Annotated in this window: 33 protein-coding genes; all 33 read right to left on the bottom strand. The window is 42.5% G+C overall.

Features of this window, described 5'->3' with window-relative positions:
* Position 1: 1 nt before the first annotated feature.
* The 33 genes from SSAL8618_RS03505 to SSAL8618_RS03360 all read right to left on the bottom strand — a co-directional run bounded on the left by SSAL8618_RS03505 (position 2) and on the right by SSAL8618_RS03360 (position 23,384).
* The gene (locus SSAL8618_RS03505) at positions 2-616 is read right to left on the bottom strand and encodes a Gp15 family bacteriophage protein (protein ID WP_038675645.1); all 615 of its coding nucleotides are present in this window, start codon (positions 614-616) and stop codon (positions 2-4) included.
* A gap of 2 nt (positions 617-618) precedes the next feature.
* Positions 619-981, bottom strand: a complete 363-nt coding sequence (locus tag SSAL8618_RS03500) for a hypothetical protein (protein WP_038675644.1) — start codon at positions 979-981, stop codon at positions 619-621.
* 90 nt (positions 982-1,071) lie between these two features.
* Positions 1,072-1,650, bottom strand: coding sequence for a phage tail tube protein (locus tag SSAL8618_RS03495; RefSeq protein WP_174411749.1), 579 nt, complete (start codon positions 1,648-1,650; stop codon positions 1,072-1,074).
* Complete coding sequence (locus SSAL8618_RS03490; RefSeq protein WP_052124399.1) at positions 1,651-2,055, bottom strand: minor capsid protein; 405 nt, start codon at positions 2,053-2,055, stop codon at positions 1,651-1,653.
* Positions 2,055-2,450, bottom strand: a complete 396-nt coding sequence (locus SSAL8618_RS03485) for a minor capsid protein (RefSeq protein WP_038675642.1) — start codon at positions 2,448-2,450, stop codon at positions 2,055-2,057. The genes SSAL8618_RS03490 and SSAL8618_RS03485 overlap by 1 nt, the downstream gene beginning before the upstream one ends.
* The gene (locus SSAL8618_RS03480) at positions 2,450-2,770 is read right to left on the bottom strand and encodes a putative minor capsid protein (protein WP_230955169.1); all 321 of its coding nucleotides are present in this window, start codon (positions 2,768-2,770) and stop codon (positions 2,450-2,452) included. The genes SSAL8618_RS03485 and SSAL8618_RS03480 overlap by 1 nt, the downstream gene beginning before the upstream one ends.
* 4 nt (positions 2,771-2,774) lie before the next feature.
* The gene (locus tag SSAL8618_RS03475) at positions 2,775-3,164 is read right to left on the bottom strand and encodes a hypothetical protein (RefSeq protein WP_038675640.1); all 390 of its coding nucleotides are present in this window, start codon (positions 3,162-3,164) and stop codon (positions 2,775-2,777) included.
* An 18-nt stretch (positions 3,165-3,182) separates the two neighbouring features.
* On the bottom strand, positions 3,183-3,368 hold the full coding sequence (locus SSAL8618_RS03470) for a Rho termination factor N-terminal domain-containing protein (RefSeq protein WP_038675639.1): 186 nt from the start codon (positions 3,366-3,368) through the stop codon (positions 3,183-3,185).
* Positions 3,368-4,213: a N4-gp56 family major capsid protein gene (locus tag SSAL8618_RS03465; RefSeq protein WP_038675638.1), complete on the bottom strand. Its 846-nt coding sequence runs from the start codon at positions 4,211-4,213 to the stop codon at positions 3,368-3,370. Before SSAL8618_RS03465 ends, SSAL8618_RS03470 begins: the two co-directional genes overlap by 1 nt.
* Positions 4,214-4,221: 8 nt before the next feature.
* Positions 4,222-4,839 (bottom strand): phage scaffolding protein, encoded by a 618-nt coding sequence (locus SSAL8618_RS03460; RefSeq protein WP_038675637.1) that lies wholly within the window; start codon positions 4,837-4,839, stop codon positions 4,222-4,224.
* A 197-nt stretch (positions 4,840-5,036) separates the two neighbouring features.
* Positions 5,037-6,227, bottom strand: a complete 1,191-nt coding sequence (locus SSAL8618_RS03455; RefSeq protein WP_052124398.1) for a phage minor capsid protein — start codon at positions 6,225-6,227, stop codon at positions 5,037-5,039.
* Between the two features lie 6 nt (positions 6,228-6,233).
* Entirely contained in the window at positions 6,234-7,742 is a 1,509-nt protein-coding gene (locus tag SSAL8618_RS03450) for a phage portal protein (protein WP_306452956.1), read from the bottom strand.
* Between the two features lie 11 nt (positions 7,743-7,753).
* Positions 7,754-9,058 (bottom strand): PBSX family phage terminase large subunit, encoded by a 1,305-nt coding sequence (locus SSAL8618_RS03445; protein ID WP_038675635.1) that lies wholly within the window; start codon positions 9,056-9,058, stop codon positions 7,754-7,756.
* Positions 9,045-9,527, bottom strand: a complete 483-nt coding sequence (locus SSAL8618_RS03440) for a terminase small subunit (protein ID WP_038675633.1) — start codon at positions 9,525-9,527, stop codon at positions 9,045-9,047. The genes SSAL8618_RS03445 and SSAL8618_RS03440 overlap by 14 nt, the downstream gene beginning before the upstream one ends.
* A gap of 82 nt (positions 9,528-9,609) precedes the next feature.
* Positions 9,610-10,032, bottom strand: coding sequence for a hypothetical protein (locus SSAL8618_RS03435; RefSeq protein WP_038675632.1), 423 nt, complete (start codon positions 10,030-10,032; stop codon positions 9,610-9,612).
* Positions 10,033-10,370: 338 nt separating this feature from the next.
* The gene (locus tag SSAL8618_RS03430) at positions 10,371-11,075 is read right to left on the bottom strand and encodes a DUF1340 domain-containing protein (RefSeq protein WP_038675630.1); all 705 of its coding nucleotides are present in this window, start codon (positions 11,073-11,075) and stop codon (positions 10,371-10,373) included.
* Positions 11,068-11,472 carry a YopX family phage-derived protein gene (locus SSAL8618_RS03425; RefSeq protein WP_038675628.1) on the bottom strand — a complete coding sequence of 135 codons (405 nt, stop codon included), beginning with the start codon at positions 11,470-11,472 and terminating at the stop codon, positions 11,068-11,070. The genes SSAL8618_RS03430 and SSAL8618_RS03425 overlap by 8 nt, the downstream gene beginning before the upstream one ends.
* Positions 11,469-11,786 (bottom strand): DUF1372 family protein, encoded by a 318-nt coding sequence (locus tag SSAL8618_RS03420; protein WP_038675626.1) that lies wholly within the window; start codon positions 11,784-11,786, stop codon positions 11,469-11,471. The genes SSAL8618_RS03425 and SSAL8618_RS03420 overlap by 4 nt, the downstream gene beginning before the upstream one ends.
* A gap of 64 nt (positions 11,787-11,850) precedes the next feature.
* Complete coding sequence (locus SSAL8618_RS03415; RefSeq protein ID WP_052124397.1) at positions 11,851-12,099, bottom strand: DUF1642 domain-containing protein; 249 nt, start codon at positions 12,097-12,099, stop codon at positions 11,851-11,853.
* Positions 12,092-12,247 carry a hypothetical protein gene (locus tag SSAL8618_RS10545; RefSeq protein WP_155274346.1) on the bottom strand — a complete coding sequence of 52 codons (156 nt, stop codon included), beginning with the start codon at positions 12,245-12,247 and terminating at the stop codon, positions 12,092-12,094. Before SSAL8618_RS10545 ends, SSAL8618_RS03415 begins: the two co-directional genes overlap by 8 nt.
* Positions 12,235-12,360 carry a DUF7204 family protein gene (locus SSAL8618_RS10980; RefSeq protein ID WP_437344276.1) on the bottom strand — a complete coding sequence of 42 codons (126 nt, stop codon included), beginning with the start codon at positions 12,358-12,360 and terminating at the stop codon, positions 12,235-12,237. Before SSAL8618_RS10980 ends, SSAL8618_RS10545 begins: the two co-directional genes overlap by 13 nt.
* 29 nt (positions 12,361-12,389) lie before the next feature.
* On the bottom strand, positions 12,390-12,560 hold the full coding sequence (locus SSAL8618_RS10600) for a hypothetical protein (RefSeq protein WP_164712006.1): 171 nt from the start codon (positions 12,558-12,560) through the stop codon (positions 12,390-12,392).
* Between the two features lie 229 nt (positions 12,561-12,789).
* Positions 12,790-13,017, bottom strand: a complete 228-nt coding sequence (locus tag SSAL8618_RS03405) for a hypothetical protein (protein ID WP_038675623.1) — start codon at positions 13,015-13,017, stop codon at positions 12,790-12,792.
* Entirely contained in the window at positions 13,014-13,409 is a 396-nt protein-coding gene (locus tag SSAL8618_RS03400) for a RusA family crossover junction endodeoxyribonuclease (RefSeq protein WP_038676969.1), read from the bottom strand. The genes SSAL8618_RS03405 and SSAL8618_RS03400 overlap by 4 nt, the downstream gene beginning before the upstream one ends.
* Positions 13,402-13,602 (bottom strand): hypothetical protein, encoded by a 201-nt coding sequence (locus SSAL8618_RS03395; protein WP_155274345.1) that lies wholly within the window; start codon positions 13,600-13,602, stop codon positions 13,402-13,404. Before SSAL8618_RS03395 ends, SSAL8618_RS03400 begins: the two co-directional genes overlap by 8 nt.
* A 452-nt stretch (positions 13,603-14,054) precedes the next feature.
* Positions 14,055-16,304, bottom strand: a complete 2,250-nt coding sequence (locus tag SSAL8618_RS03390; RefSeq protein ID WP_038675619.1) for an AAA family ATPase — start codon at positions 16,302-16,304, stop codon at positions 14,055-14,057.
* 10 nt (positions 16,305-16,314) lie between these two features.
* Positions 16,315-17,898 carry a DEAD/DEAH box helicase gene (locus SSAL8618_RS03385; protein WP_038675617.1) on the bottom strand — a complete coding sequence of 528 codons (1,584 nt, stop codon included), beginning with the start codon at positions 17,896-17,898 and terminating at the stop codon, positions 16,315-16,317.
* Positions 17,898-18,461, bottom strand: a complete 564-nt coding sequence (locus tag SSAL8618_RS03380) for a hypothetical protein (protein ID WP_038675616.1) — start codon at positions 18,459-18,461, stop codon at positions 17,898-17,900. The genes SSAL8618_RS03385 and SSAL8618_RS03380 overlap by 1 nt, the downstream gene beginning before the upstream one ends.
* A gap of 14 nt (positions 18,462-18,475) precedes the next feature.
* Positions 18,476-19,573 carry an ATP-binding protein gene (locus SSAL8618_RS03375; protein WP_038675614.1) on the bottom strand — a complete coding sequence of 366 codons (1,098 nt, stop codon included), beginning with the start codon at positions 19,571-19,573 and terminating at the stop codon, positions 18,476-18,478.
* Positions 19,573-20,886, bottom strand: coding sequence for an AAA family ATPase (locus tag SSAL8618_RS03370; protein ID WP_038675611.1), 1,314 nt, complete (start codon positions 20,884-20,886; stop codon positions 19,573-19,575). Before SSAL8618_RS03370 ends, SSAL8618_RS03375 begins: the two co-directional genes overlap by 1 nt.
* Positions 20,887-20,890: 4 nt before the next feature.
* Positions 20,891-22,612 carry an SIALI-17 repeat-containing surface protein gene (locus SSAL8618_RS03365; RefSeq protein WP_038675609.1) on the bottom strand — a complete coding sequence of 574 codons (1,722 nt, stop codon included), beginning with the start codon at positions 22,610-22,612 and terminating at the stop codon, positions 20,891-20,893.
* A gap of 207 nt (positions 22,613-22,819) precedes the next feature.
* Positions 22,820-22,975, bottom strand: coding sequence for a hypothetical protein (locus tag SSAL8618_RS10595; RefSeq protein WP_164712005.1), 156 nt, complete (start codon positions 22,973-22,975; stop codon positions 22,820-22,822).
* A gap of 169 nt (positions 22,976-23,144) precedes the next feature.
* Positions 23,145-23,384, bottom strand: coding sequence for a hypothetical protein (locus tag SSAL8618_RS03360; RefSeq protein WP_038676967.1), 240 nt, complete (start codon positions 23,382-23,384; stop codon positions 23,145-23,147).
* Positions 23,385-23,425 lie beyond the last annotated feature (41 nt).

Below are 23,425 nucleotides of genomic sequence, written 5' to 3'. Positions count from 1 at the left end.
TCTAAAATTCTTCTTCGTATTCCTCTTCTTCCTCGACAATCTCGTAAGGGAGAGCATAATCTTTCTGAAGTCTACGCATTTCCTCTTTGTACTCTGCTGAGTCGCCCTTTTGTGGTTTCCATTTCCGGATTTTGATAACTTCCATGAACTTGGTGCCCTCTGGTAGCCCAGAAAGTAGAGCGTTGAATTTCTTCCAGTGAAGCTTGCCTTGGACGTCGAATAAATCAATGCCATAGGCTTGCAAGAATGACGCATAGATGTAGTCACCATCGAACCGAATATCATAAGGCGCCTGCTCTTGCTTGCCATTGCTTGCAGTAGTCTTCATAGGGTTTCCTGCCAAGTCATACTCGACATGGTTGTCCTCGACTGTTGAAAGGCTGATATGTTCTTCGAAAACCTCGTTGAACACCTCGGACATTTCCTCGACAGTGAAATCTTCCAAGTTCTCACCAGTCAAAATACGAATGCCAAAGTGTGGTTTAACAAACTCTGGGACGTCTTCATCCCTCCACATCTCAAAGAGCCGTAGAACATTATCAAACGACAGATTAAGAGGAAATTCTTCATCATCGATTACTAACTTGTCTGTTAGTTTTCGTGATAGATCTAGCATGATTACTCAGCCAAATATTTATCGAAGGCTGCCTTTGAGTTTTGATTCTCAAATTCAGAACGAATGCCGGTAATAGTTTCAATCAGATAGAACATGGCAATATTTGTTGATTCACCCGAAAACGCATAGACAAGATTAAATGCTTCTTCATTGTCAAAGATTTGTGTAAAACCTTCTTTCACAAACTCCGTTGCCGCATCAATTGCAGCCTTGTTGTCTGTACCTTGGATCGCTAGGCTCCTAGCTTCCAATTCTTTCCCGACTTCTTCCATGCGCTTTATATTGCTATCTGACATCGGGAAATTAAGTTGGAACTCACCGAAATCGACAGGGATGACATTGCTACGTTTTTTAATTACTACCATGTTGTTACTTCTCCTTTAATACGAAAAAAAGAGGGTAAGGGCTAAACCCCACCCTCTTAGTTGTCTTATCTTGTTTTATTTAATTAGTGATTACCCACCGATTCCCGGTGTACCAGTTTCTGATGAAGCACCAGAACGACTAGGTTCTGGTGACGCTGTACGTCCAGAAGTTTCTGAACCAGTGCCAGAAGCTGCGGCAGCCGCTACTGGTGTGCCACTGATGTCGTGTTTCTCTGGTGTGCGAGACCAGTTAACTTGAAACTTGATTGTTTCAAGCTCTGACGCTTCACCGTCACCGATTTCGATTTCAGAAAGTCGTGCAAGGCCTTCTTTGTAAGTTTTACCATCAGCGGTAACTTCTTTGTACCAAACGATAAGGTCGTCAGCTACGGCATCTTCCTTGTCTACAACAAAGTTTTGAGCTTTGTCAGCATAATCACGGTGGCCTTCGAATGAGCGCCCACGAGATTTTGAAGTAATAACTTTTTCTTTTGTACCATCGCCGTCAAAGTATGCCACGTCATCGTCTTCTGCGTCGTTCTCTGGTGCAGATTCTTTGATGCCCTTGGCAATCCACATATATTTGTCATCAGTTGGTGGAGTGTCTGGATGTTCTGGGTCGTAAGGTGCGATATAGTGTTTGCGAATCGCATTTTTAAATTTAGCCATTTAATTAAGGCTCCTTTCTACTTCAATAGTTGCTTGCAAGTCTAGCAAGTAAATGTAATAGTCTTGGTCATTGACATCGTTAAGGCTCGGTGTCTCAACTTTCAATGACAAGAATGTGTAAGAATTGTTTAAACTTGGTAATTCAAGACCGATTTTGGAAAGCTCAGTGTTGATTTTCCAAAGTGTTGCGTTCACTTTTTGTTGGTCTTTTGATTTAATGGCGATTTCGTAAGGCAGCGACAGAATCTGTGTGCCAGCCATATCTTCGTCTTCAACCTTGCCGCCGGGCAATGCGTATATTACCAAGTCTTCACCTTCGTTTAGGTAATCTAGTCGAGGTGTTAGTGGCAAGCCTAGACCAGCTAGAAAATCTTTTAACACCTCTGAAAAATCATTGTTATTCACTATCTAACTCCCATTGCTCTAATTGCTACTTGCCCCCACTGTTTACTGTGTTTGGCAGCAGCCTTTTTATCCCAACGCCCACCGGTGCCGGGCTTCGGTTTCTGTGCTAGCAGTCTGTCCTTATTCGCAAAGAAAAACTTACGTTGTTTCTCTGAAAAGAATAATTTAAGCCTACGATTGTAGAACCTAATTCGTGCATAAGGTGTTGACCATACCAACGTATCAACGTTAGAGTGTCCGCTACCTCGCAAGTGTCCCGACTGGACTGGTGTGTACTTGTTCATGTCCAAGAGCATTTGATTACTCATGGCAATCTGTCCACGTCTGACCGCTTCAGGACTGCATTTCTTTTCAAGCCCCTGCAAATCTACCTTGATAGTTACATCAGCACCCATCAAATCACCTCGACTTCATAACACAAGATAGTGTGCTTAAACGGATGATATTGAGGAATAATTTTACGGATGATGTAGTCTCGGTGAGTGTCATTTACTCGACCATTCAACCAACTATCATCCAACTCAATGGGTGTGTATTTCGGATAGATCATGAGGACTGAAAAATTATTCTCAGTTCGATTTTGACCACTGCCGGTGTGAGATACAGCCCTATCAAATCTAACGGGTTTAAGTGTTTTGGGCTCTTCATATGTTACTTTTCCCCAACCATCCTTCTCTCCCGCTGGTTTTTGAATCGTGACAGTATCAACTAACATGCGTTTATCTATCATAGCCCACCGCCTTACAACCAAATCCAGCCAATGTCAGCCAGTTTAGAGCGTCAAGGGATAGATTGTACTTCTGACCGCCGTTAGACGATTTAGAGCCGTTCTGATAGCTTACATGAGTACGTCCGACAGTCATGCTTGCCAGCGATGTCTTATCCTCGGCAGTCATAACACCGCTTGAATCAAGATAAGCGATTTGATAAGCTACCGCCTTCTTAACCGCTTGTCTTCGTGGTTCAAAATCTGTCTCAAAATCGGTGAAGTCGTAGAAGTTCTTGATATACAAATCAATAATGAGTCTTGCTCTAGCTGATAGCGTTTCAAAGTCTTTTACGTCTTCGAAACCAAGTTTTAAAAATTCTGTTTCGGTTAAATATGTCATTTAACCACCTCCTTTTCGTTATTTTAGGAGGTCTACAAGTTCCGCTTTAGTCAGCGTGGAAATGCCAGTAAGACCACGTTGCTGTGCGATAACTCGCAAATCAGCAACAGTCTTGTCTTCTAGTGTTTCAGTTACTTCTTCTTTAACGTCATTAACGGGTGCATCTTGCTCGGCGATAGTGTGACGACGCATTAGCATACCCATTAAGCACCTCCGAATTTAACGACTTTTGAATCATCGTAGAGATAAACACCGTAGTATTCATCACCAGAATAAACAGTAGTTTTCTTCAAAATGTCACGGTCATTCTCAATCATGACATCACGTTTCAAGTTGATCACGAATGCACCGTATTTAGCGTCATCGTCTGTGTCTGTTTGAAGTGAAGAAACTTTAACGAGGAAGCCTTTTCCTTCTTCAACTTTCTTAGTGCGAACGATTTGCACGCCAGCAACTTCACCGAAAGTACCAGAAACGACAACATCAGCACCAACTTCTGAACCTTTCAACCAGTTTTGACCAGCGTCAGCACGCAATTTAATAGCGTCTTTCGGATTGATAAGTGCCACATAGCGAGCGTCTTCTTCGTCTGCGAAGATTTCCAAGGCTTTGTCGATGTTCGCTACTGAAACAGGGGCTTCAGTAATGTTTTGTGTTGCAGTTTTAGCAACCTCGACGATATCGTTATCGACCTTGTTAGCAATGGCCAAAGCAATCTGATTAGTAGCTTCACCGTAAACGTTGCCGTGTCCTACAAGGGCAGCTTTATCAGTGATTTCAATAGCTTTACCAGCTTGTTTGATCTTCATTTTTGTTTCTTTAGTGCCAAGTTGGTCGATTGGGATTGATTGCCCTTCAGTAATTTCAGTGGCATCACCAGAATACGTCCATTGTGGAACTGTAAGTTCATCCCCTGGACGACCTACAAGAGTTGTCTCCACTACTGCTAGTGGTGTGAATTTGATAAGTTTAGGCAATTTAGCTGAAACCATGTCAGCCATTACCTGTGGGTTGATGACTTGTGCAGTCGTTGTTGTTCCAAGAACCATAGATTAAATCATCCTTTCAGTTGTTGATAGAGTTCTGGGTCTTTATCAAAGAGTTCTTGACGCTCATTGATACCCATACGTTTAAAATCTTCTTTAGTGAGACCGTTCTGACTAGCAGATGGATTGCCACCAGCAAAGATTTTAGGTTGTGCCGCTTGTTCCTCTTGTTTGAAAAGATAAGGACTTGTCTCTTTCAATCCCTTAATAACCTTGTCTAGTTTGGGTTTACCAGCTTCATCAAGTTCGATTTCGTCAAAATTGATGAATTTAGCAAGGTCGTCTGAATTGTGAGCGTCCACATCCTTCAATGCCAGACGAATAGCGTTCGATTTTGTAACTTGAGCAAGGTTAGCTTCATTCTCTGACTTGTAAGCGTCAAATTTAGCTTGTAAGTCCGTCAATTGTTGTTTGAGTTCCTCACTTGCTCCATCTTTGGCTTGCAAGTCGTTGAGTGCTTGGCTTTGTTGCTCAAGTTGTTGTTTAAGGCTGTCGTTTTCAGCTTGTAATTCAGATTTAGCTTGTGTTTTGGCGTTCTCAATCCCAGAACCGTACGCATTCATTAAGGAATCAATAACTGCTTTATCTGTAATACCAGCTTCAACTAACATGTCACGTTTCAAACTCATGTTTAAAACTCCTTCGTTTTACGTCCAAGGGACTGAATTTGCCTAGTTTTACGACGTTCGACAGGTCAAAAAGAAAAACCGCATCAAATTGATACGGTTTTATTAGTAGTCTGTTCCTACGAGTCAAGAATTGGATCACCATCTTTCTATAATCCATGTCTATACGTAGTATTGTTAATAATACTAGTTTACGCTTTTTAAGCGTGTTTTTTTGCCAACATATCCCGTTGTCTAATAGCTTCACGAGTTTTTGCCAGTGGGTCGTCGTGGTATCTCTCACGCTCTCTATCTCGATACAAGAATTGGTATTTATCAACATACGATTTCAAGGCTCTCTTCTGCTCTGTAAGCCTTGTTTTGTATTTTTCGGTCAATTCCTCATTGTGCATCGTTTCAGCAACGTGCAGACGCTCTTTAGAGGCTCTGATAGCTCTTTCCATAGCTCGTTGTTTGCTCTGGATGTTAGCGTTCTCGATAGCTTGTTCTTCAGTGAGATTCTTCAAGTCATCGTCAATGTCTGGCATATAGTTGACACCGGGAATGAACGGAGTCATAGTGTGCCCACAGTTTACACCTTGGCACCCTCCTGGCTTGCCGTAGCCATAATCATCAAGAGCAAATATCTTAACACCTTCTTCAGTCCTAGCTCGTCCAGTCGTGACAATCTGATTTTGTAGCGGGGCACACATTTCTCTGGCTGCTGCCTTGATGGAATAATAGAACGTATCAATACCAAGCTCTTGAGCTGGTCGCATTCGCATTTCGTTGAATGTACGTCTGGCAGTAGTCTTAATAACTGTCCTAGCGTAAGCATCAGCTCTCTGCCTTCGTCCAGCTCTGTCAGTATAGCCATAGAATCCACGCTCTTGAAACTTCATTATCGTTTCGTCTAGGGCTTTCTGAGGTGTAGCCATGCCAGTGATTACTTTAGCTACCGTAGTCTCGATTATGTCCTTATATGTTGCTTGTACACTCTTTGGTAAGGTCGTATTGATAAGATTATGGACATCATGGATTGCTTGATTAGAGTAGCTGATAAGGTCTTTCACGACGTTGTAATCGTAAGCATTCGATTTTAACTGAGCATGAGTATCTTTATAGACTTGATAACCTTCATTCTCGATAATGTATCGAATCTGTTTCTCGGCAATGCCAGAATATTCGGCAATGAGTTTGATATTGTGGTCATTCAACATCCCAACATCAGCCATCTTCTCTAGTTGCCAAAGATAAGGTTGTTGGTCAAGGTAGTAAGTCCCACGGTCATGTAATCTCTCAACCACATTATCGAATAGGTCGTTACATAATTGACGATAGATGTCCGAAACGTTATCAGCCATCAACATCAACTGTTGGTCGTTTAATTTGATACGTTTCTTCTTAGCCATAGCCTATCACTCCCCGTAAATGTCAACCTCTTCATCTGTCCTGAAACTATCAGCACTTACCATAGTTTCATCATTGATGGCTTGATAAATCTCTTGTGCCTGTTCTTCGGTCACATTGAGGGTTTTTTCGATAGCCATAACTTTCGGTGCGAACCCAGACGCTACCATCTTAGACCAATAATCAAACTCAGCGTTACGATCAGTAAATACACCATCGTCTAAATCTACACTGATTTCATCCATTGTCGGAATCTCACCAGCATATAGATTATAGACCTTGGCAAGCTCAAGGATTGAGATTACAAGTTCTTTCAACGATTGCTCAACAAGAGTAGCAATAGAGTTCCGCATTTGGTATGTGTCCGATTGTTCTGACACTACCTCGGTAGCAGTCTTCATACTCTTGCCATCGAAGCTAAACATACCAGCAGACACACCTAGCTGCATCTCAAATAGACTTAATCCTTTATTGATAGCTTTGATATAATCGTCCGAGCGAATGTCAGTGGTAAGGTCAGTGATACCAATACCTTTATCCATGTCCCCGCTATCGAATTGCTCGTAGACATTGTGACCGGTCTCAAATTCTCGTTTGACTGTGACCTTCTCGCCGTTCGTGTCGTACTCAGTCTTAATCATTTGAGTAGGCACTGCCACCCTACGCTGACCCATCTTGACTTCCCACATAAATTCATCATAAGTTGTATTGATGAAGTCCATTGTGGTCTTAGCATTGTCAAAGATAGACAAGCCCAAAGGACTGTTGATGTCCTTATTATTCATGCCGGGCGGTTTAAGATACGTAAATAGTGGTCTTGTAAGCCCGTTAAGTGTGACAGTTTCCTCTAAATCCTCATAGAGCATTGATAGAGGCACACGTTGACCAATACGAGTTTTAGATTCAGATTCGTATAGCTCGTTAGTGATTGTGTAGCTATCCTTAGTCCACTCGTGAAATTCAATTAGACTGTAGTATTTAGTCTTCTGGCCTTCTGTCTTGAGTGTTTTAGTCACGATTGCAGCACTTGATACATCTTGTGTGTTTGATTGTAGTGGCAAGAATACTGGTGCTTGTACAAACGACACTCTGACACGGTCTTCATCAACATAAGGGCGCATTGCAAGTCCACCAAGAGCAAGGCAGCTCTCTAGGTAGCGTTCAAAGTTCTTTGCGAATCGGTCGGTCTTCAGTGTTTCATTGATGAATGTATCAGCGGTTTCGTTATCGACTTGAATCTTAGCTTGCTCATTGAACACAAGACTGGCAACTTTTTTCGATGCCGTCCGTCCAATAGGCAAGTGATTGAAGTCACGTTTTAGTTGTGTTCCGTTGCTATCGCGATAGCTGACACGGTCAAAGCTGCCTGCAAAATAGCGTAGGTTATTCATGATGCGATTGTATTCTTCCGGTGAAATCGCAATTTTAGGGTGGTCGGTGATACTGTTTAGACTTTGGTTAGTCATAACATAATTACTCCTTTTAAAAAAATCCTTAATGGTCTGTATAATTCCCATTCTTCCTTCTCCTATGCTTTGAGACCAAGGTCTCTTGCATTATCTAATACGAAATATTTAAACTCATCGACTGTGTGGTCATCCTCTTTGATAACTTTAGGGTCGTCGCTGTGTATCGTCTTTTCGTCATAACGGTACATCTTGTGTTCTTCGTAGAATATCTTGTTAGCTGGGATATCGAGATAATAGAAACGCCCTTCAGCTAATAGACTGATAACCATATCAATCATGGTTTGATTCTTCTTCTTTGCGACTGGATGCCATCTCTCGCCAAAGTCCTTGAAGTATTGATTTCGAAGGGCACCTTCAGCACTATCGATAGTCATGCGTAGTTTAGGCACTCGGTATTGTTTGAGTACCTTGTCGATGAAGTTGCTGATCATAACCGTTAATTCGCTCGGCGCCTTCTTGACAACTTGACCGGCAGGGCTGTAATAGAATGTATCTAACAGAATCACATTGCCTTTTGCAGTCAAGCCATAAGCACCGCATGCAGTTGCTGATTGTTGGTGCCCTGTATCCATTGCAAACGATATTCCGATAAGTCTATCGTCCGTCGGTAAGCTGTCGATGGCGTGAAACGTACTCATGTTATAAACCTGATTCCCAAGCCCAACCGCTTCACCAAGATAAAGATAGCGGTAATAGTCGTAATCATTCTGCTTAATGCGTTCGATATCTTCCAGCATTTGTTCAGTCACAAAGCCTAATTTGTCATCAAGATAGGTGCTTGAGTGTGCCAGGTAGTTATCATTAGTCTTGATATCCTCAAACCACTCATTTATCCAGCTATACGGGTTTCTAGGCGGGTTGTACGACCAGAAGAATTGAACAAACGGGGCTTTCTCATGTTTTTGCCGCATGAATGTCACGTTAGACTGGTCGAAGTCCTCGGCACTGTTAAACTCAGCCGCTTCCTCATACCAAACGGCAATGATGTTCCCAATGTCGTTTGATTTCAGCTTCTGGAAATCGTCTTGACCGTAGAAATAGAACGTTGAGCCAGTACGTTTATGAACTATCTTAAATGGACTCACAGTGGCCCTAAAGTGATTGTCCAGACCGAATAGACTAATGGCCCATTGAACCTTATTAAACACGCTGTCACGAATCGTATTAGCCACCTTACGAATAACTACCACGTTTGCTTTTTCGCCTCTCATGATGTACTTAATCATCATATAGACGAGTTTTAGAACAATAACTGAGGACTTGAAAGAGTTACGCCCACCTTTTAGCACGTTGTAAGGCTTTTGCGACTGCCAAACGACCTTGAAATTAGGGTTGACGTTCTTCTGAATGTTAATCGTCGTCATTAGGGATATCCTCCCAAGTATTGATGATGTTAACGTTCATCGTCCCTTCGACGCCACTGTCTAACTGTTCTTTGAGTTTCTTAATTTCAAGTTCTAGTTTCTCGGATTGTTTGGCTGTCGGATAGCGTTTCATGATTTCGCTACCAGCTTTGATGACCTCTGCAATAGACGGAGGTTTCTTCGTTTTAACAAACTGACCAGTCATAGCGTTAAGCTCGATAACTTCTTCCATGAGTTCCTGCCGCAAAATCGAGGTGAATACTTGCATGACTTCATCTTGTTTCGCTATCTTCTCTTTCTCAAGCTCTTTCAAGCGTTCGTCAATATAAGCCTTGATTCTGTCATTTTCTAACAGCTTATGAGACCTTGTTTTTGCGTAATTTTCAGAATAACCAGCTTTTAATGCTGCGCTATGAGCCACGCCAGATATTAAATATTCGTCTGCAAATTTCTTCTGTCTTTCGTTCATTAATCCTCCTTTCTATGCACGAAAAAAGCAAACAGACCTAAGTCCATTTGCTTGCTAGCTTATATTATCGCATATTTTCTGCCTATTTTTTTGCCAACGCACACTTCCAAAGGTAATCTCTATACCCTTCGAACCATAGATTTACCAATCGATAGGCATTCCGCTCACTGATGTAATACTCTAGTGCCATCGCTTGAATGTTAGCATGTCTAAATACATAGACTTCCTTGATGATCTTGAGTACGATTTCATCAGAAGTGCTGATATATTCTTCAGTGCATTTTAACCAATGACGGTATTTCATCAGTTCGCTATCAGTTTCTTTTCGAAGTACGATAACTTCACTATTTTCCTTGTCTGGATTTTCCAGCTCTTGCTCACGTTTCTTAATTTTCTCGTTGAGCAGCGTGTTCCCATTAATCCCTCTGTTGAAGTATAGCGTTAGAATGTTGATATACTCCTTGAAATCTACATTTAGCCGTCTACTGTATTTTTTAGTTTCCATGCAAGAGGCCTTTCATGTTATAATAGTATTAAGAATTTCGTAGAAGTCCTGGGCATTAGTCTGGGCCTTTTTTTGTTTACAAGAACAAAGAAGGATTAAGCTATCACCTCCAATACATTAGATTTAGTCTTACCACCAGCAATGCAAGGCTTATGATTTGAAAAAAATAAAAAGGATTCCTCGATTCTATAGCTTATTATTTACTGGATTTGTTTGCATCGGTCTGTCAGCGATGCGAGTGTCGAAAAAGTGTTGAAAAGTGTCTTAGCCACTAAATTAATTAGTGTTTTGACAGACTAACAGCCAGTGACGGAATCGAACCGTCTATACCATTCTGGCTACAAACCCATTGCCAATGCCGTGTATAGAGCACGCTTGACACTAGGTTTCTTGCGACCTAACTCGCCTTTAGTACGATATTCGAGAACGATGCGATCAACTTCATCGTCTAATCTCTCGGGCCATTCGTAATTATTCAAGACGTATTTAGCAATCTTGCTGAATAAATCTCTGGAAAATAGCCCTTCCATTTGAATGACTTTGAGTGGCGTTAGGACGATGCGCTCGACATAGCAGCGATTGATTGAGTCCTTGATTCTATTAGCTTCTTTCCTATCGCATCCCTTAACTTGCATGATGTGTTTAGCTATGCTGTTCTTGTGAAGGTTGCGTAGTTCTTCCACCTCACCTTGGAATTGCTTAAACAATTCCTCTGGAAGTCCTGCATTGGTCGTATCTACGACTGGCCGAGTAACTGTCCCTCTTGTGTAGTTCTTGGCCAGATAATCTTGAAGATCCTTGAATAATTCATCCGAAATAATGCCTTCTAGTCGTTCGGCAGTATTGGGAGTCATTTTCCAACGCTCCACGACTACATTGTTAAATGCTTGATAAGTGAGACGGGCTTGTAATTCACTGCACTGCTTAACATCTTGGAAAAACTGCTTGTAATCCCTTGGATGTGCTTCTTTCAGTGCTGCACGTTCACTGACTAACCGTTGATATAGCTCTGGTGTCAGTCCTGCATATTGATGTTTAGTCATGTTTCACCTCTGCTAACTCTGGGTTCGTGTATATGTTGCCTAAAATTCCGATTTTTCTTGCCACATCTCTTGTGAAATCTTCAAATTCTGCTAAATCAACATCAGACCCAAACCACCAGTTATTCCCTCTTGCGTCGTTCATATAAAAACCAAGCGTTCGATGATTTTTGACAACTCCCGTCCGTTTCCCAGTCGTTAAGATATCCCCCTCAAAGATTTCTTTGCCATTCTTGTCTTTGAGGCCTGTGGATTGCATGAGTACATAATTTTTTAAGTCTTCTTTTACAACATTTCCATTTTTGTAAGTTGCTTTGATAATTTGTTCATCGAAAACCAGTGCGTCAACTTGCACCATCTCTTTGAACTCTTTATCCCACGCTCTAAGTCTTGGAATCATTGTCCTCGCCCCCTTAGATAGCTAGGAATATCATCCCCAACGTTCACGCTGTCGTACTGCTCCTTGCTTACTAAGAATTTCCCGTAAGCTCCACAATCGAGCGTGTAGAGGTTTTTAATTTTCGATTTTCCAGTAACCTTGCCGTGTAATTCAACGGCATTGTCAGCTTTATGGATAACCACTGTCTCGATAGGTCTATTAACCACTCGCAAGACGGTAGTCACGTTAATGGCCAGTGAGACCAGTAACAGAATCGTTGCGACTGCCAGCTCATTATAAATCCTCTTCTTTTGCGATCGTTTAAGATTAGTCATCTATTCACCCCCACCAAACAGCGTGCGCCAAGCATAAACCACAGCTACGACCATCAAAATAAATTTAATCGTTTCCATCGTCCACCTCTTTCACTTCCACGCCCGGGCAATCAAACACCCAGCCAAAATCAGCTTTTTCTAGCTCTTTGCGGGTGTGGTGTGCTCGAAATCTTTCAAGTTCTGTTTTCGATGCAAAAAGCCATTTTTGAGTTTTTGTATCCCGATTGAGGTATTTACAGTATCCGTCAATCCCTTTCACTCGAACCGTGTATCTAGTCTCTTTGTCGACCTCTAACCACTTCGTTCTAATCATCAATTTCCTCCATCCATACAGTGGCATCATCTACTGCCATGCTTAACTTTTTCAACGCTTCAATGTGTTTCAGTGCCTTGTCCTTATCTGTGAAATAGCACTCTTTAACATCATCCATTGTGCGTGCTACTCTAACTATCCACCGCATTCGACTAGCTCCACCGTATACATCCTAGAATTGCGATATTTAACACCTCGTAAGCGATGCAATTCGTTGATAGCGTCGTTCTTGTTACTAAAAATATGCTCACTGTCTTCCATGTTGTCGTAATAGACGATAACTTTATATTTCATAGCTCTACTAATCTCCTTCCATTTTCCGATGTTCTTCGAGCGTATACCGGCGTTCCATAGTAACCAACGGTACTAGCTGACACGCCCAATTGTTTAGCAATTTCACGCTTAGTTCCCATTGCTAGCAATTCTTCACCCTTGTAGAGTGCAAACTCTTTCGCTCGCATAGCTTCATCATCTCCTTTAGTAATTCTTCATCCGGTAACTGCTCCAGCGTTAGAATGCGGTTGAGTTTCTTATTCCCAATACCTAGCTTGGTTGCTACCACACCTTTCTTTTGGTGTGTCGTATAAAACCATCGGCTAAAAACTTCCACACACTCTAACACTGTTGCCGGTTCGTATGGCCGTGGTGCATATTTAACACCAGCCATGCGATCATTCCATCGTTTTACCATTAGTTGTTACCTGAGACCTCCCTAGCCTTCTCATCCAGGAAATCCCAGATAATATGAAATTGATTTTTGACTAAAGTATCGTTATTGTATTTTTCACAAACCTTATCGATAGATACCACTACCCACTCCCAATATGCAGGAGTATTAAAACCGACCTGCTGCATCATTTGGTTGTTCTCTCTCATCCAATTCGGAACTTCAGACTCGAAGAAATTGATATAATTCATAGTTCTTCCACCTTGACGTATATTCCAACAGTGTCTGACCAAAACTTTTCGGCAATCTCACTAGCGACTTGAGCATCGTCTTCCCAATACTCAAGATCAGTCATGCAATCTTTCAGAAGTTTTTGTAGATTGTCTGTATCTGGTTTAGTGGTCTTGTACTGGCCGTGAGTTGCTTTTTTGATTTTAGGAAATAGCCACTTGACCGTTAGACGTATAGGGCCTTCAATTTTTTCGTTTGGGGTATACGGAGCAAGCAGGGTTAAAAACAAGTCTCTAGCTTCTTTCAACTTTTGAGGCTCATAGAATTTCGGCTTACCATTCACCACAGCGACTTTTTTCTGTTGGTGCGTTGTAGTTGGAATTTTTTTCATCGGAACGAAAAATTCAATCATCATATCCAACCTCATCTCGATAATCGATACCGGTCCATTTTCCAGTCTGTCTGTCATAGGTAATATATCCAGCCGTTTTGAGCTGGTCCTTTACCCAATTCAAGAGAATCGGTTGATTCGCAATCCATTTCAAAACCTCTGAATCTGAATACCAAAAATCTTGACCCGGTAACGTGTGATAAAGTGGAGGCATTTTTTTACCGATATCTAATTTGACCGAATATGTTTTTTTCTTTCGTGCCATAATTTTTACCTTTTTACTCTTTCTTTTTACTTACCACGCTCACGCGCCTAAGTTCAGAGTGAAGGACAGGGTTACAGGGTTACATGGGGGAGTCTTAGGACCCCCATGTTCCTGTACCTGTTCTTCTGAACTCTCAGGGACATTTTCCTAAATATCTCTCCTCACAGAGGGAGATATTCTGTCCCTGGTTTTGTCCCTGAGTTCTCGGGTTTGTCCCTAGAGCCTCTAAACCGCGTGGTTGTGGGATTTCTCAGGGACATTCTCGGGTTTGTCCTTGTCCCTAGAGACACCTCAGGGACACAGGGACATTCTCGGGTTTGTCCCTCAGGGACAGGGACATTCCCGAAGTTGTCCCTCGGGTTTGTCCCTCGGGTTTGTCCCTGTCCCTGTAATGTCCCTGGCTATTTTTTAGGTAAAATTTGGTTGTTTTTCACCTCAAAATCGCCATTATTTTTCACCCATCTTCTGATGGTTTTTTCGCTGACTGGCTTATCTTCTGTTGAGAAATATTCCACTACATCGTTCAATTCAACTGGAGTGATTCCGTCAAATAATACTTGCATAGCTGTTGTGAATCTTTCGTCAGCAGTTTTCTTTTTCGATTCATTACCCTTCTTACTGTCGAGATTCTTTTTCCAACCTGGTGCTGCATCTTCCAATTGAATATCAGCTAACACTCCAGTAGTGTCTACTTCATGGACTGGATAGCTAAACCACATATTTCGAGGTGGGAATTTAGCGAATTCACGAAGCGTTCCTTCAACTCGCCAAGCGCTAGCAATCTCAATACTACGCACAGTGTCTTTTACCTCTTTTAAATAAGGCTCTCGTTTCATAATATCTGGAATACCTTTATCAAAATGTTGCTGCATTTGATATCGACTTTCCAGGTCATCGAGACTGACATAGTGTTGGTAGTAATCATTTGCTTGTTCTTGCAAGGCTCGTTGATAGATTTTAGCTGTCGCTTTTTCTATTCTTGCATTGATAATATCTTCGTTAAGATCTAGCTCGACCAAGTCAACCAGAGCATCAGGGTCACGAGCGAACACTCCTGAGCCACTAGCTCGGTCCATTGATTTCTTACCACCTTGACTCCCTTTTGAGTGGTGGTGACAATAAATTACGGCACAGCCTAGCTCAGTAGCTACCTTATCGAATTGATTAGTGAAGTGTGCCATTTGGTCTGCAGAGTTTTCATCCCCTGTCAGGACCTTATAGATAGGGTCGATAATAACCGCTTGGTAATTCTTTTTGAGCGAGCGTCGGATGAGTTTAGGCGCCAACTTGTCCATCGGTACAGTTTTCCCGCGAAGGTTCCAGATATCAATATTTGCTACGCATTTAGGCTCGATTCCCATAGCAGTGTAAACATCTTTGAATCGGTGCAAAGCTGATGGTCTATCTAATTCAAGATTGACATAGAGGACTCTTCCTTGCTCACACTGCCAACCTAACCATTCTTTTCCTTCTGCTAGAGCTATTGATAACTCGATGAGAGCAAATGATTTACCAGCTTTTGATGGACCTGCGATTAGCATCTTGTGGCCTTGTCGCAACACACCGTGGATAAGCTCTGGTGCTAAATCCGGAAGGTGGTCCCACTCGTCTGCTAGTGTTTCAGGATCAGGCAGGTCGTCGTTTAGATCTTCAACCCATTGATACCATTCTTCGTAGTTAGCTTTCCCAAGATTCGTATCAATCAAGAACTGCTTATGTCCATTTCGGATTACTCCAGGCATACGAGAGAGTCGGCTTGGATTTCGGTTTTGGGTATCAATATCAAGTCCATTTTTTTTACAAATCTGATAAATGTAATCGACACGCTTCCGATATTCTTGGTAGTCTCTAGCATCCACTCGCACCACTGCATGCAACGACTTGTGTCCAGAGTGTACTAATGTAGCAATAGGTAGCTCTAATTCTTTAAATAGAGCGTACTGTTTCCCAAGCTCCATGCTGTCAGATTCTACTAGAGCGTATCTGAAATCAGTGACGTTATCGTTCTTGACACCCTTCCCATCCAATGGATTGAAACGAATCCAGGCACCAGCTTCTTCCTTGTAGTCTCCGAAGACTGCACCAATATCATCGCCATTACTCTGAAGTTCTTTGATAAGCTCTCCGGCAGTCCTGTCGTAATTGCCTTGAGTTGGTTTGTATATTGGCCCATTCTCTGTTTCAATCGGATAAGTTGAAGTGACATAACCAACAAGGTCAGTCATTTCAAACAACGTTTCGATGTATTTGACAAGGTCTTGGACTGGATGCCAATTAATCGGTTCTCGGATTTCCTTTGATTCGACCCAATTCTTATCTACGATTTGATAATCACGGTCAATTGTAGAATCCCAGTCGAGCTCATAGCTTTTACCCGACTTATTCATTGGTTCCCAGCCGTTGTCTTTTGCCATTTGTGTAATGGTTGCTCCGGTAACAGCACCCCCTCCATCGTATTGGAAGGTATCCCATTTACTGAAACACTCACCCTTTTTATAGCGGCTGTCTGATTGAGACCAAGTGTCCCAATCCATTGCTGTATAGCCCTCTTGTTTCAGGGCCATTCCTACGTTTACCCACTCCTGATAAGACAATGTAGAAGGGTCAATATAATCTAAGAGTGGGATTAAATCAAAAGTACCTTCTGACATTTAATCTCCTTTATTCTGGCTGGTATGTAGCTGGAATGATTCCTTTTGGCATTCTCCAGCCGCTAGCTGCAATTCGATTAATCAGATTGCTAGCATCTTCAAATTTCCACATCCCGACATTGCGGAAGCCGCGACCTTCGAGCAATCGTATCTGTTTAGGTGTGGTCAATCCACTGTCTTTGCGTTTGTTTAAGCGGTCTAGTAGTTTGCCAGCTTTTCCAGCATTCCCGATTTCTTCGGTATAGATTCCGAATTTTTCAAGCGCTTTAAGCTGTTTTTCTGAAGGCGGAGCCATTTCCCAACCAAATGATGGGACATAGTCCGCTAAGTCTTCAGCTTGGATTGACATTTCGAACTGCAATGGATCCACAAGTTTGCGTTTTTTCTTCCGTTGTTCTGCAAGTTGCTTAGCGAGAGCTTCTTCTCTTTCGGCGACAACATCTTTTCCAGCTTGTTCTTCAGCTTCCAATAGACTGAATTCAACCTCAGTATCTTCAGCCATGTTTTCAGTCATCTTTTTAGCGACCTCTGGACTGCTAGCGATTAAGTGTGCTGGTCTACAAAGTTCGTGACGTTCAGTGTGCCATAGGAAATCAAGTAGTAATAGATTTTCCTTCCCGGGTGCAAGACGTGTACCACGTCCCACCATTTGACTATACAGAGCACGGACTTTTGTCGGCCTTAACACAACCACGCAGTCTACTGTTGGACAGTCCCAACCCTCCGTTAACAGCATCGAGTTACACAAAACATTGTATTTATCCTTGTCGAAATCTTCTAGGATTTCAGCGCGATCCTTGGATTCTCCGTTCACCTCAGCGGCTCGAAATCCCTTCTCGTTTAGGATGTCTCGGAATTTTTGTGATGTTTTCACTAGTGGCAAGAAAACGACTGTTTTCCTGTTTTTGCACTGCTTGACCATCTCGTCCGCAATTTGTTCGAGATAAGGGTCCAGAGCTGTTCCAATTTCACTGGCTTTGAAATCTCCACCTTGTTGACTAACTGTTGACAAGTCGAGCTCAAGAGGGATTGTAATAGCTGTGATTTTCGATAGATACCCTGATTTAATAGCGTCAACCAAAGGGTACTCATAAGCTAGACTGTCGAAATAGCTGCCTAAATTTCGCATATCACCACGGTCAGGCGTGGCTGTGACACCTAAGACATTAGCTTCCCCGAAGTGCTCTAGCACACGCTGATAACCGTCTGATATGGCGTGGTGAGCCTCATCGATGACGATAGTATCGAAGTGATTAGGTGGGAACTGACTGAGTCGTTTCTCACGCTGCATAGTCTGTACTGAACCAACGACAACACGAAACCATGAGCCGATTGAAGTATTTTCAGCTTTCTCCAGTGCCGTTCCTAGCCCTGTAGCCGTCATTAATTTATCACTGGCTTGTTCCAAAAGTTCTGAGCGATGAGCGAGAACGAGAACACGTTCTCCCATTTTGACACGGTCTTCTATAATTTTTGAAAAGACGATGGTCTTGCCACAGCCAGTGGGTAGGACAAGTAGCGTGCGCTTCCTGCCCTCCTTCCACTCTTGCTGTACCTTAACCCTTGCCTCTTCTTGGTAAGGTCTAAGTTGCATTAGAATCCTCCGAATCCACCACCGTTAGGTGCTTGTTGAGGTTGTTGAGGTTGTTGATACCCTTGGTTTTGTTGAGGAGCTTGTTGTCCACCTTGTGGAGCAACATTGGCATTCAATACTTTTGTCCAATCAACACTGTCGGCGTAGATCATTTGTTTGACATCGTTATACACAGTGTCGTTGTATGTGCGGTTTCCGACACGGCACACCCCTGTTGAACCCACGACGGTATTCCAATTCATTTGAAGTGGTTCCCCGCGTTTCTTTTGCCCGATGGCTCCGAAGAACGCTGAGAGCATTCCTTCAGTTGATGAGTGCAAGAATAGATTGTGTGTCATTGTTGCAAGACCTTCTTCAGTCTCAACTTGGATTGTGATGATCGCTTTGTTACATGCTGGAAGTTTCCCAGGATTTTGTGGGTTTGGAGCGTGACGTCCACGTTCAAAGTTTGTTACAGTGAAGACATAATCTCCGGGAGTTAGCGTGATAAACTCTTTAGCATCTTCTTGAATAGTGTCGTCCCAGCCAAATTCACGTTGAAAATTATTGTTAAGTGTAGTCATTGTTTATATTCCTCCTAAAATTCTGATCCACGGATTTCTTTTACCATTTCAAAGACACGGTCCCAAGTAGCTACTAGAGCCCCGTCGATGAATGATTTGTCATACATTGAGATAGGTGTTTCAATAGGGTAATAGCCTTTAGAGGCTACAGCCTGTTGAAGTTCTTGTTCAGTGACCTGGTTAGCAATCATTAGGTCACGGAGAGCAGGCTCGATGAACGGAGCAGGCTCTTGATAAGCTCCACGTTCCACTGGTGCAGGGTTGACTGGCTCTTGTGGAGTTGGAGTTGGTGTTTGAGTTTGAATAGGCGTTTCTTCCGCTGGCACTGTTGGTTCCTTAGGTGCAGGCGGCGGAGTTTGTACCTTTGCTGGCTGCTGTGCAGCTTGAACATTATTGAAAATATGAGCGATTCCAGCGTAGTCTAATGGCAGTTTATTAGGTAGATTGTGACGATTCTTGGCATCCCACGCCGGATGGTGTTGTGTATACATAACACGCTGTCCACCTTGCGCTTTCGATTTTTTAGACTTCTCATCAGTCATTACGATTGTTTCGTAGTTACAGAATAGGACCATGTCAGCCCACTCTTTGACCAACGGTGCTGTCTGTGAGCTTGTTTTCTTTCCAAGTTTGAGCTCGTAGCGGTCATAGCTTCCCATTTCGTCGGGTTGAGTGAAGGTCTTAATCTGAGCGTGCGCAGTAAGAACAACATTAATCCCTAGATCAATTAATTCGCTTAGACTATTTAGGAAGCGACCAATTTCTTCACGGACGTAGGTATATCCATTCCCCCATCCAAAATCTTCGATTCCCTTCTTTCCGTGCTGAGCACAAACGGATTCAACCGCTAACGACTCAGCCCAATCGATTGTATCGACTACCAAGGTCTTGCATGAATCTGGGTTTGCTTTGATGAAAGCAATCTCGTTCATCAACATGGTCCAACTTGATGGTTTATCCAATCTAGCTACATCCATATTGTCTGTAGAACCTTCAGTATCGATAAACACAGGGTCTGGAAATTGAGCTGCAAAACTTGATTTCCCGATACCTTCAGGGCCGTAGATAACAACCTTCTGAGCTCTGGCTTTAATACCTCTTGTGATTTGCATTAAAATCCTCCTTGCCATGATGGCGTTTGTGGTGTTTCGGATTTAGCTTCTGTTGTTGGCTGATGTGTCTTATTATCGAGACTATAGCCGTCTTCGATGATAATTGAGCATTCATCACCAGTCGATACTCTCGTTGCAATAGCTTGGAGACCTTCATCCTCAAGCCATTTTCCAAATTGGTCCAATGTGATTTGGTCCATTTGTTCGAGCTTGTCGATTAAAACGAAGCCACAATCCGGTTTTAGTTTTCGGACGATTGCGGTCGCTACCATGAGTTGTTGAGAACCTGACATGTTATCCCACTCTTGACCGAGATAGAGAAGTTTCCCATCGTTGACAGATAGTCCTTCGAGTGGCAGGTCGGCATTAGTTAACAGGTCACGCTTGTCTTTTCGAACAGCTTCGATTTCGCTAGATAATCTGTTGTATTCTTCACGTTGGACTCTAGCTTCTTCTTCAGCTTTTTCTTTATCAAGATTTGCTCGAACCTTGAGGTTTGTTTGTTCGATGTTGGCGATATTGCTTTCGATTTCTTCTGTAGATTCATCGATAAGGTCAATCGTTAAGTCGGTAGCAATTTGAAGGTCGTTTTCAAGAGTTTCTAATTCTGCTTGAGCTGCCTTCAATTGTTCTGCCAAACGGTTAACTTCAGCAAGTTTGCCTTCGTAGGCAGTTTTAATCTGCTGAGCGTTTTGACGTTTGCGAGCATTCTCTCCATTTTTTGCTAACACTTCTTGCTGTTCTGCAATCAGGTCTGCAATGGAAACCAACTCTTTTGGTGCGTCTGGGTAATAGGTCTGTTCTTTTGCGAACTTTTCCTTCTGGTCAGCAATTACACCGATAGCATGGCGCTGATCATATAACTGCTTCTCTTTGATTTCTAATTCAGCTAATTGAGGGCCAACCCCGATGATTTGCAAAAGGATGTCAGCTTTCTCTTTAGCAGTGCTGTCCATAAATTTCGGGAGGTTGATGGCCAATTCCTCAACGAAACTATCGAGAAGTTGTTGGCCGCCTTTATTGCCGTTCGGATCAATTACTTTCAGAGAGCTGTTTTTTCCTTTTCTCTCAACAATCAATCCATTTGACATGGTAATTTTAAGAGAAGGAGGAACGACAGAACCTTCACGAGCCGCCTTGCTAGGTTTAAAACGATTCCCACCAAGTGCCCAAGCGATAGAATCTAGCACGCTTGTTTTACCCTGGTTATTATTCCCACCGATTACTGTGAGGCCGGTAGGCGATGGCTCAACCTTGACTGCTTTAATTCGTTTGACGTTTTCAATTTCCAACTTATTTATCGCGATGCTCATTCACTTAATCCTCTTTTTCTTCGTTGTATTTCTTGAAGCTCAATCCCAAAGTTGTGATACCTGCTGCAATTACTACCAACCCTAAAGCGCTAGCAATCCCCTCTTTCTCCCCAGTGTTTGGGAGAACACCACCGTAAACGGCTGTTTTAGGTGTCTCTTTGCTCACTGGTACGAAGTTATAAGATACTGTGGCGTATTCCGCCTCTTTTGTTTTCGGAGCGTCTACGGGCTTGCTAGGTAATTCTTTCGGCGTAACCGGTTTATCTGGCTCTACTGGAATTTCAAGCTCTGGCAAGTCGAGGATAGGGGCGTCGTTTGGAACTACGCCGCCTTCGAATGGTGGGAGCTCACGAACTTCCGGAATACCCGGAATACCGCCGTTCCATTCTGGTTTATCATAAACTGGGGCTTCATTCGGTACGGTACCGATTGGTTCAGTGTACTCTGGCAATTCTCGCACCTCTGGAATCCCTGGGATGCCGCCCTCAAATTCCGGTTTTTCGTACTTAGGTGCATCGTGTGGAATTTCAAACGTTGGTTCTGGTTTATTTTCACCGCTGGCATCGCCTTTACCACCGACAAGTTGGACATAACTGTGTGAGATAGCACCGTCTGACTCAGCTTTCAACTCAATCTTATTGGTTGGGTTTACGCTATCTTTAACCGCGTTAATCAATTTAGTTTTATAGTTAATATAAATCATATGATCAAGGCGATCCATTTTAATTGTGAAACCGTGGTCTGATTTACTGATTGATTTTACTAAATCCATAGCAGAACCTTTATCAATCCAAGGGTCTACGCTTTCAATCGATTTGATTTCGAAGTAATTATCAACAAGCTTTTGATTATCACTCATGGTATCAATGATTGATACATAGTTTAGTACACGTTTGGCATAGTTAACACGAGCTGTCCAATTGATTACAGTAGGGTCTTCTTTGTCTTGGAATCCCCATTTAGCGATAAGTTCATCTTTGCCAATGACTTGCTCTGAACCAATATTAGCTGTTACCACAGTTCCGTTAAAGTTGATATTTACCGGCTTCCCTGCTACAACTTTATCGGTCCAACTTGCATCAAGTTTAAGACTCATGCTCTTATTTAGAGGGTGTGTCTTAAAGTAGTCATTGAATACAGTTGTCACCTTGTTCGTAGTGGCATCCGCTGTAGCTTTACCAACTACTGCTTTTTCTGGATTGTGAACATCAAACTCGTAAGAGGTTTGGAATTTCACTTCTTCGGGCAAGTCAAAAGTAACCTTGTCACCAGCATTAACCGGCACGTCGTCTGGAATTTGAATATCTTTATATTCCACTTCGAACGGTGAGTATTTACCATTACCGTTAGGGAAAGTAACCTCAACGTTAGGATTTTCAACGTTGATTGTGTCGCCTTCTTTGGTAACTGTAGTAGGTGCCGCTGGGGTTTCAGCTACTGGTTGAGCTACTTCTGTAGTTGTTGCTGGTGCTTCTGCAATCGGTTGAGATTCTACTGGTGCCGCTGTTTCGCTAGGTGTAACTGTAACGTTACCAGCGTTATCCGCTGTGTAAACGTTAGACACCGCTGGCTGTGTATCCGCCACTGGTGCGGTAGTTTCGTCCGCTGATACTTGACCAGCTCCAATCAATAGAGCTGTGGCAATGGCAAGTGTGCCACACAAGCCAAATGCTTTGCTTTTAGTGAATCCAGGTTTAGCTACTGTTTGAGTGTTGAGTGTTTTCATGGTATACTCCTTGTATAGATGTTTTTTTCTTGCACAGGCCCTTACCTGTGCTTTTTTAGTGCTTCAATCCGCACCCATAGCCCCACCGCTTTGTAAATATGTTTTTTAGAAAGATTTTGTGTGGGTAGTAAAGTGTTATTTTTTGGGAAAATGGGTATAAGATACACTCCACGATGGGGCCGTGGCTACGGATTGAAGATAGTGATCTTATCGGTTTCCGTATTTCGCTAGTAACTCACGCTCACGTTTTTGGCGTGCTTCATATTTCTGGTCGTTGATTTCTCGTGGTGTCCATACTGGCTCAAAGAAATATTCTGGTTCTTGTTGTTTTTTGCTCCAAAGCCATGCAAATAGTTTTTTCATTGTTAATCCCTTTCTTCTTTTCCCTAACCGCACTAGAGAACTAGTGAGGATTTTTTCATAGATTTATATATTTAAGGAGACAATTATGAATATCAAATCGTTGTAGTTTTTTGGTTGGTATTGCTTACATCTCCTCACTAGCTCACTTCTGCGGCCAGGGATATTAATGTTATTTGAATCTGTTCCTAGTTTTCCATTCGATGAAGGACTTAAACCCTTCATAGTTGATAAAAACCAGTTTATGAGTTGGGTTGACAACATAGCCCCGAAAGTCTTTGTTATCCCTCATTTCTCGAATGAGGTTTTTTGCCATTGACTTCCCTAGACCTTCCCACCGTTGCATGAGGTGTTCATAGTCTCCCCACTCAGCCGTTTCATTGATTCCGGCTGGTTTGTAGGTTATTTTCATTGGTAGTCCTTTCTGATATAATTAATTCAAGAGGTGTTTAA

Source organism: Streptococcus salivarius (genome assembly GCF_000785515.1).
Taxonomy (GTDB): Bacteria; Bacillota; Bacilli; order Lactobacillales; family Streptococcaceae; genus Streptococcus; species Streptococcus salivarius.
This window is presented reverse-complemented; position numbering and strand designations above follow the sequence as displayed.

What these genes read in the sequence shown, in the direction of transcription:
- SSAL8618_RS03365 (WP_038675609.1), bottom strand. Translation starts at nt 22,612, where the DNA reads ATGAAAACACTCAACACTCAAACAGTAGCTAAACCTGGATTCACTAAA.
- SSAL8618_RS03475 (WP_038675640.1), bottom strand. Translation starts at nt 3,164, where the DNA reads ATGACATATTTAACCGAAACAGAATTTTTAAAACTTGGTTTCGAAGAC.
- SSAL8618_RS03470 (WP_038675639.1), bottom strand. Translation starts at nt 3,368, where the DNA reads ATGGGTATGCTAATGCGTCGTCACACTATCGCCGAGCAAGATGCACCC.
- SSAL8618_RS03500 (WP_038675644.1), bottom strand. Translation starts at nt 981, where the DNA reads ATGGTAGTAATTAAAAAACGTAGCAATGTCATCCCTGTCGATTTCGGT.
- SSAL8618_RS03505 (WP_038675645.1), bottom strand. Translation starts at nt 616, where the DNA reads ATGCTAGATCTATCACGAAAACTAACAGACAAGTTAGTAATCGATGAT.
- SSAL8618_RS03465 (WP_038675638.1), bottom strand. Translation starts at nt 4,213, where the DNA reads ATGGTTCTTGGAACAACAACGACTGCACAAGTCATCAACCCACAGGTA.
- SSAL8618_RS03370 (WP_038675611.1), bottom strand. Translation starts at nt 20,886, where the DNA reads ATGAGCATCGCGATAAATAAGTTGGAAATTGAAAACGTCAAACGAATT.
- SSAL8618_RS03425 (WP_038675628.1), bottom strand. Translation starts at nt 11,472, where the DNA reads ATGATTCCAAGACTTAGAGCGTGGGATAAAGAGTTCAAAGAGATGGTG.
- SSAL8618_RS03455 (WP_052124398.1), bottom strand. Translation starts at nt 6,227, where the DNA reads ATGGCTAAGAAGAAACGTATCAAATTAAACGACCAACAGTTGATGTTG.
- SSAL8618_RS03390 (WP_038675619.1), bottom strand. Translation starts at nt 16,304, where the DNA reads ATGTCAGAAGGTACTTTTGATTTAATCCCACTCTTAGATTATATTGAC.
- SSAL8618_RS03415 (WP_052124397.1), bottom strand. Translation starts at nt 12,099, where the DNA reads ATGATTAGAACGAAGTGGTTAGAGGTCGACAAAGAGACTAGATACACG.
- SSAL8618_RS03420 (WP_038675626.1), bottom strand. Translation starts at nt 11,786, where the DNA reads ATGACTAATCTTAAACGATCGCAAAAGAAGAGGATTTATAATGAGCTG.
- SSAL8618_RS03495 (WP_174411749.1), bottom strand. Translation starts at nt 1,650, where the DNA reads ATGGCTAAATTTAAAAATGCGATTCGCAAACACTATATCGCACCTTAC.
- SSAL8618_RS03435 (WP_038675632.1), bottom strand. Translation starts at nt 10,032, where the DNA reads ATGGAAACTAAAAAATACAGTAGACGGCTAAATGTAGATTTCAAGGAG.
- SSAL8618_RS03375 (WP_038675614.1), bottom strand. Translation starts at nt 19,573, where the DNA reads ATGCAAATCACAAGAGGTATTAAAGCCAGAGCTCAGAAGGTTGTTATC.
- SSAL8618_RS03395 (WP_155274345.1), bottom strand. Translation starts at nt 13,602, where the DNA reads ATGCCTCCACTTTATCACACGTTACCGGGTCAAGATTTTTGGTATTCA.
- SSAL8618_RS03400 (WP_038676969.1), bottom strand. Translation starts at nt 13,409, where the DNA reads ATGATTGAATTTTTCGTTCCGATGAAAAAAATTCCAACTACAACGCAC.
- SSAL8618_RS03480 (WP_230955169.1), bottom strand. Translation starts at nt 2,770, where the DNA reads ATGTTAGTTGATACTGTCACGATTCAAAAACCAGCGGGAGAGAAGGAT.
- SSAL8618_RS03380 (WP_038675616.1), bottom strand. Translation starts at nt 18,461, where the DNA reads ATGACTACACTTAACAATAATTTTCAACGTGAATTTGGCTGGGACGAC.
- SSAL8618_RS10980 (WP_437344276.1), bottom strand. Translation starts at nt 12,360, where the DNA reads ATGGAAGACAGTGAGCATATTTTTAGTAACAAGAACGACGCTATCAAC.
- SSAL8618_RS10595 (WP_164712005.1), bottom strand. Translation starts at nt 22,975, where the DNA reads ATGAAAAAACTATTTGCATGGCTTTGGAGCAAAAAACAACAAGAACCA.
- SSAL8618_RS03430 (WP_038675630.1), bottom strand. Translation starts at nt 11,075, where the DNA reads ATGACTAAACATCAATATGCAGGACTGACACCAGAGCTATATCAACGG.
- SSAL8618_RS10600 (WP_164712006.1), bottom strand. Translation starts at nt 12,560, where the DNA reads ATGCGAGCGAAAGAGTTTGCACTCTACAAGGGTGAAGAATTGCTAGCA.
- SSAL8618_RS03445 (WP_038675635.1), bottom strand. Translation starts at nt 9,058, where the DNA reads ATGACGACGATTAACATTCAGAAGAACGTCAACCCTAATTTCAAGGTC.
- SSAL8618_RS03450 (WP_306452956.1), bottom strand. Translation starts at nt 7,742, where the DNA reads ATGGGAATTATACAGACCATTAAGGATTTTTTTAAAAGGAGTAATTAT.
- SSAL8618_RS03405 (WP_038675623.1), bottom strand. Translation starts at nt 13,017, where the DNA reads ATGAATTATATCAATTTCTTCGAGTCTGAAGTTCCGAATTGGATGAGA.
- SSAL8618_RS03360 (WP_038676967.1), bottom strand. Translation starts at nt 23,384, where the DNA reads ATGAAAATAACCTACAAACCAGCCGGAATCAATGAAACGGCTGAGTGG.
- SSAL8618_RS10545 (WP_155274346.1), bottom strand. Translation starts at nt 12,247, where the DNA reads ATGCGGTGGATAGTTAGAGTAGCACGCACAATGGATGATGTTAAAGAG.
- SSAL8618_RS03460 (WP_038675637.1), bottom strand. Translation starts at nt 4,839, where the DNA reads ATGAGTTTGAAACGTGACATGTTAGTTGAAGCTGGTATTACAGATAAA.
- SSAL8618_RS03485 (WP_038675642.1), bottom strand. Translation starts at nt 2,450, where the DNA reads ATGGGTGCTGATGTAACTATCAAGGTAGATTTGCAGGGGCTTGAAAAG.
- SSAL8618_RS03385 (WP_038675617.1), bottom strand. Translation starts at nt 17,898, where the DNA reads ATGCAACTTAGACCTTACCAAGAAGAGGCAAGGGTTAAGGTACAGCAA.
- SSAL8618_RS03440 (WP_038675633.1), bottom strand. Translation starts at nt 9,527, where the DNA reads ATGAACGAAAGACAGAAGAAATTTGCAGACGAATATTTAATATCTGGC.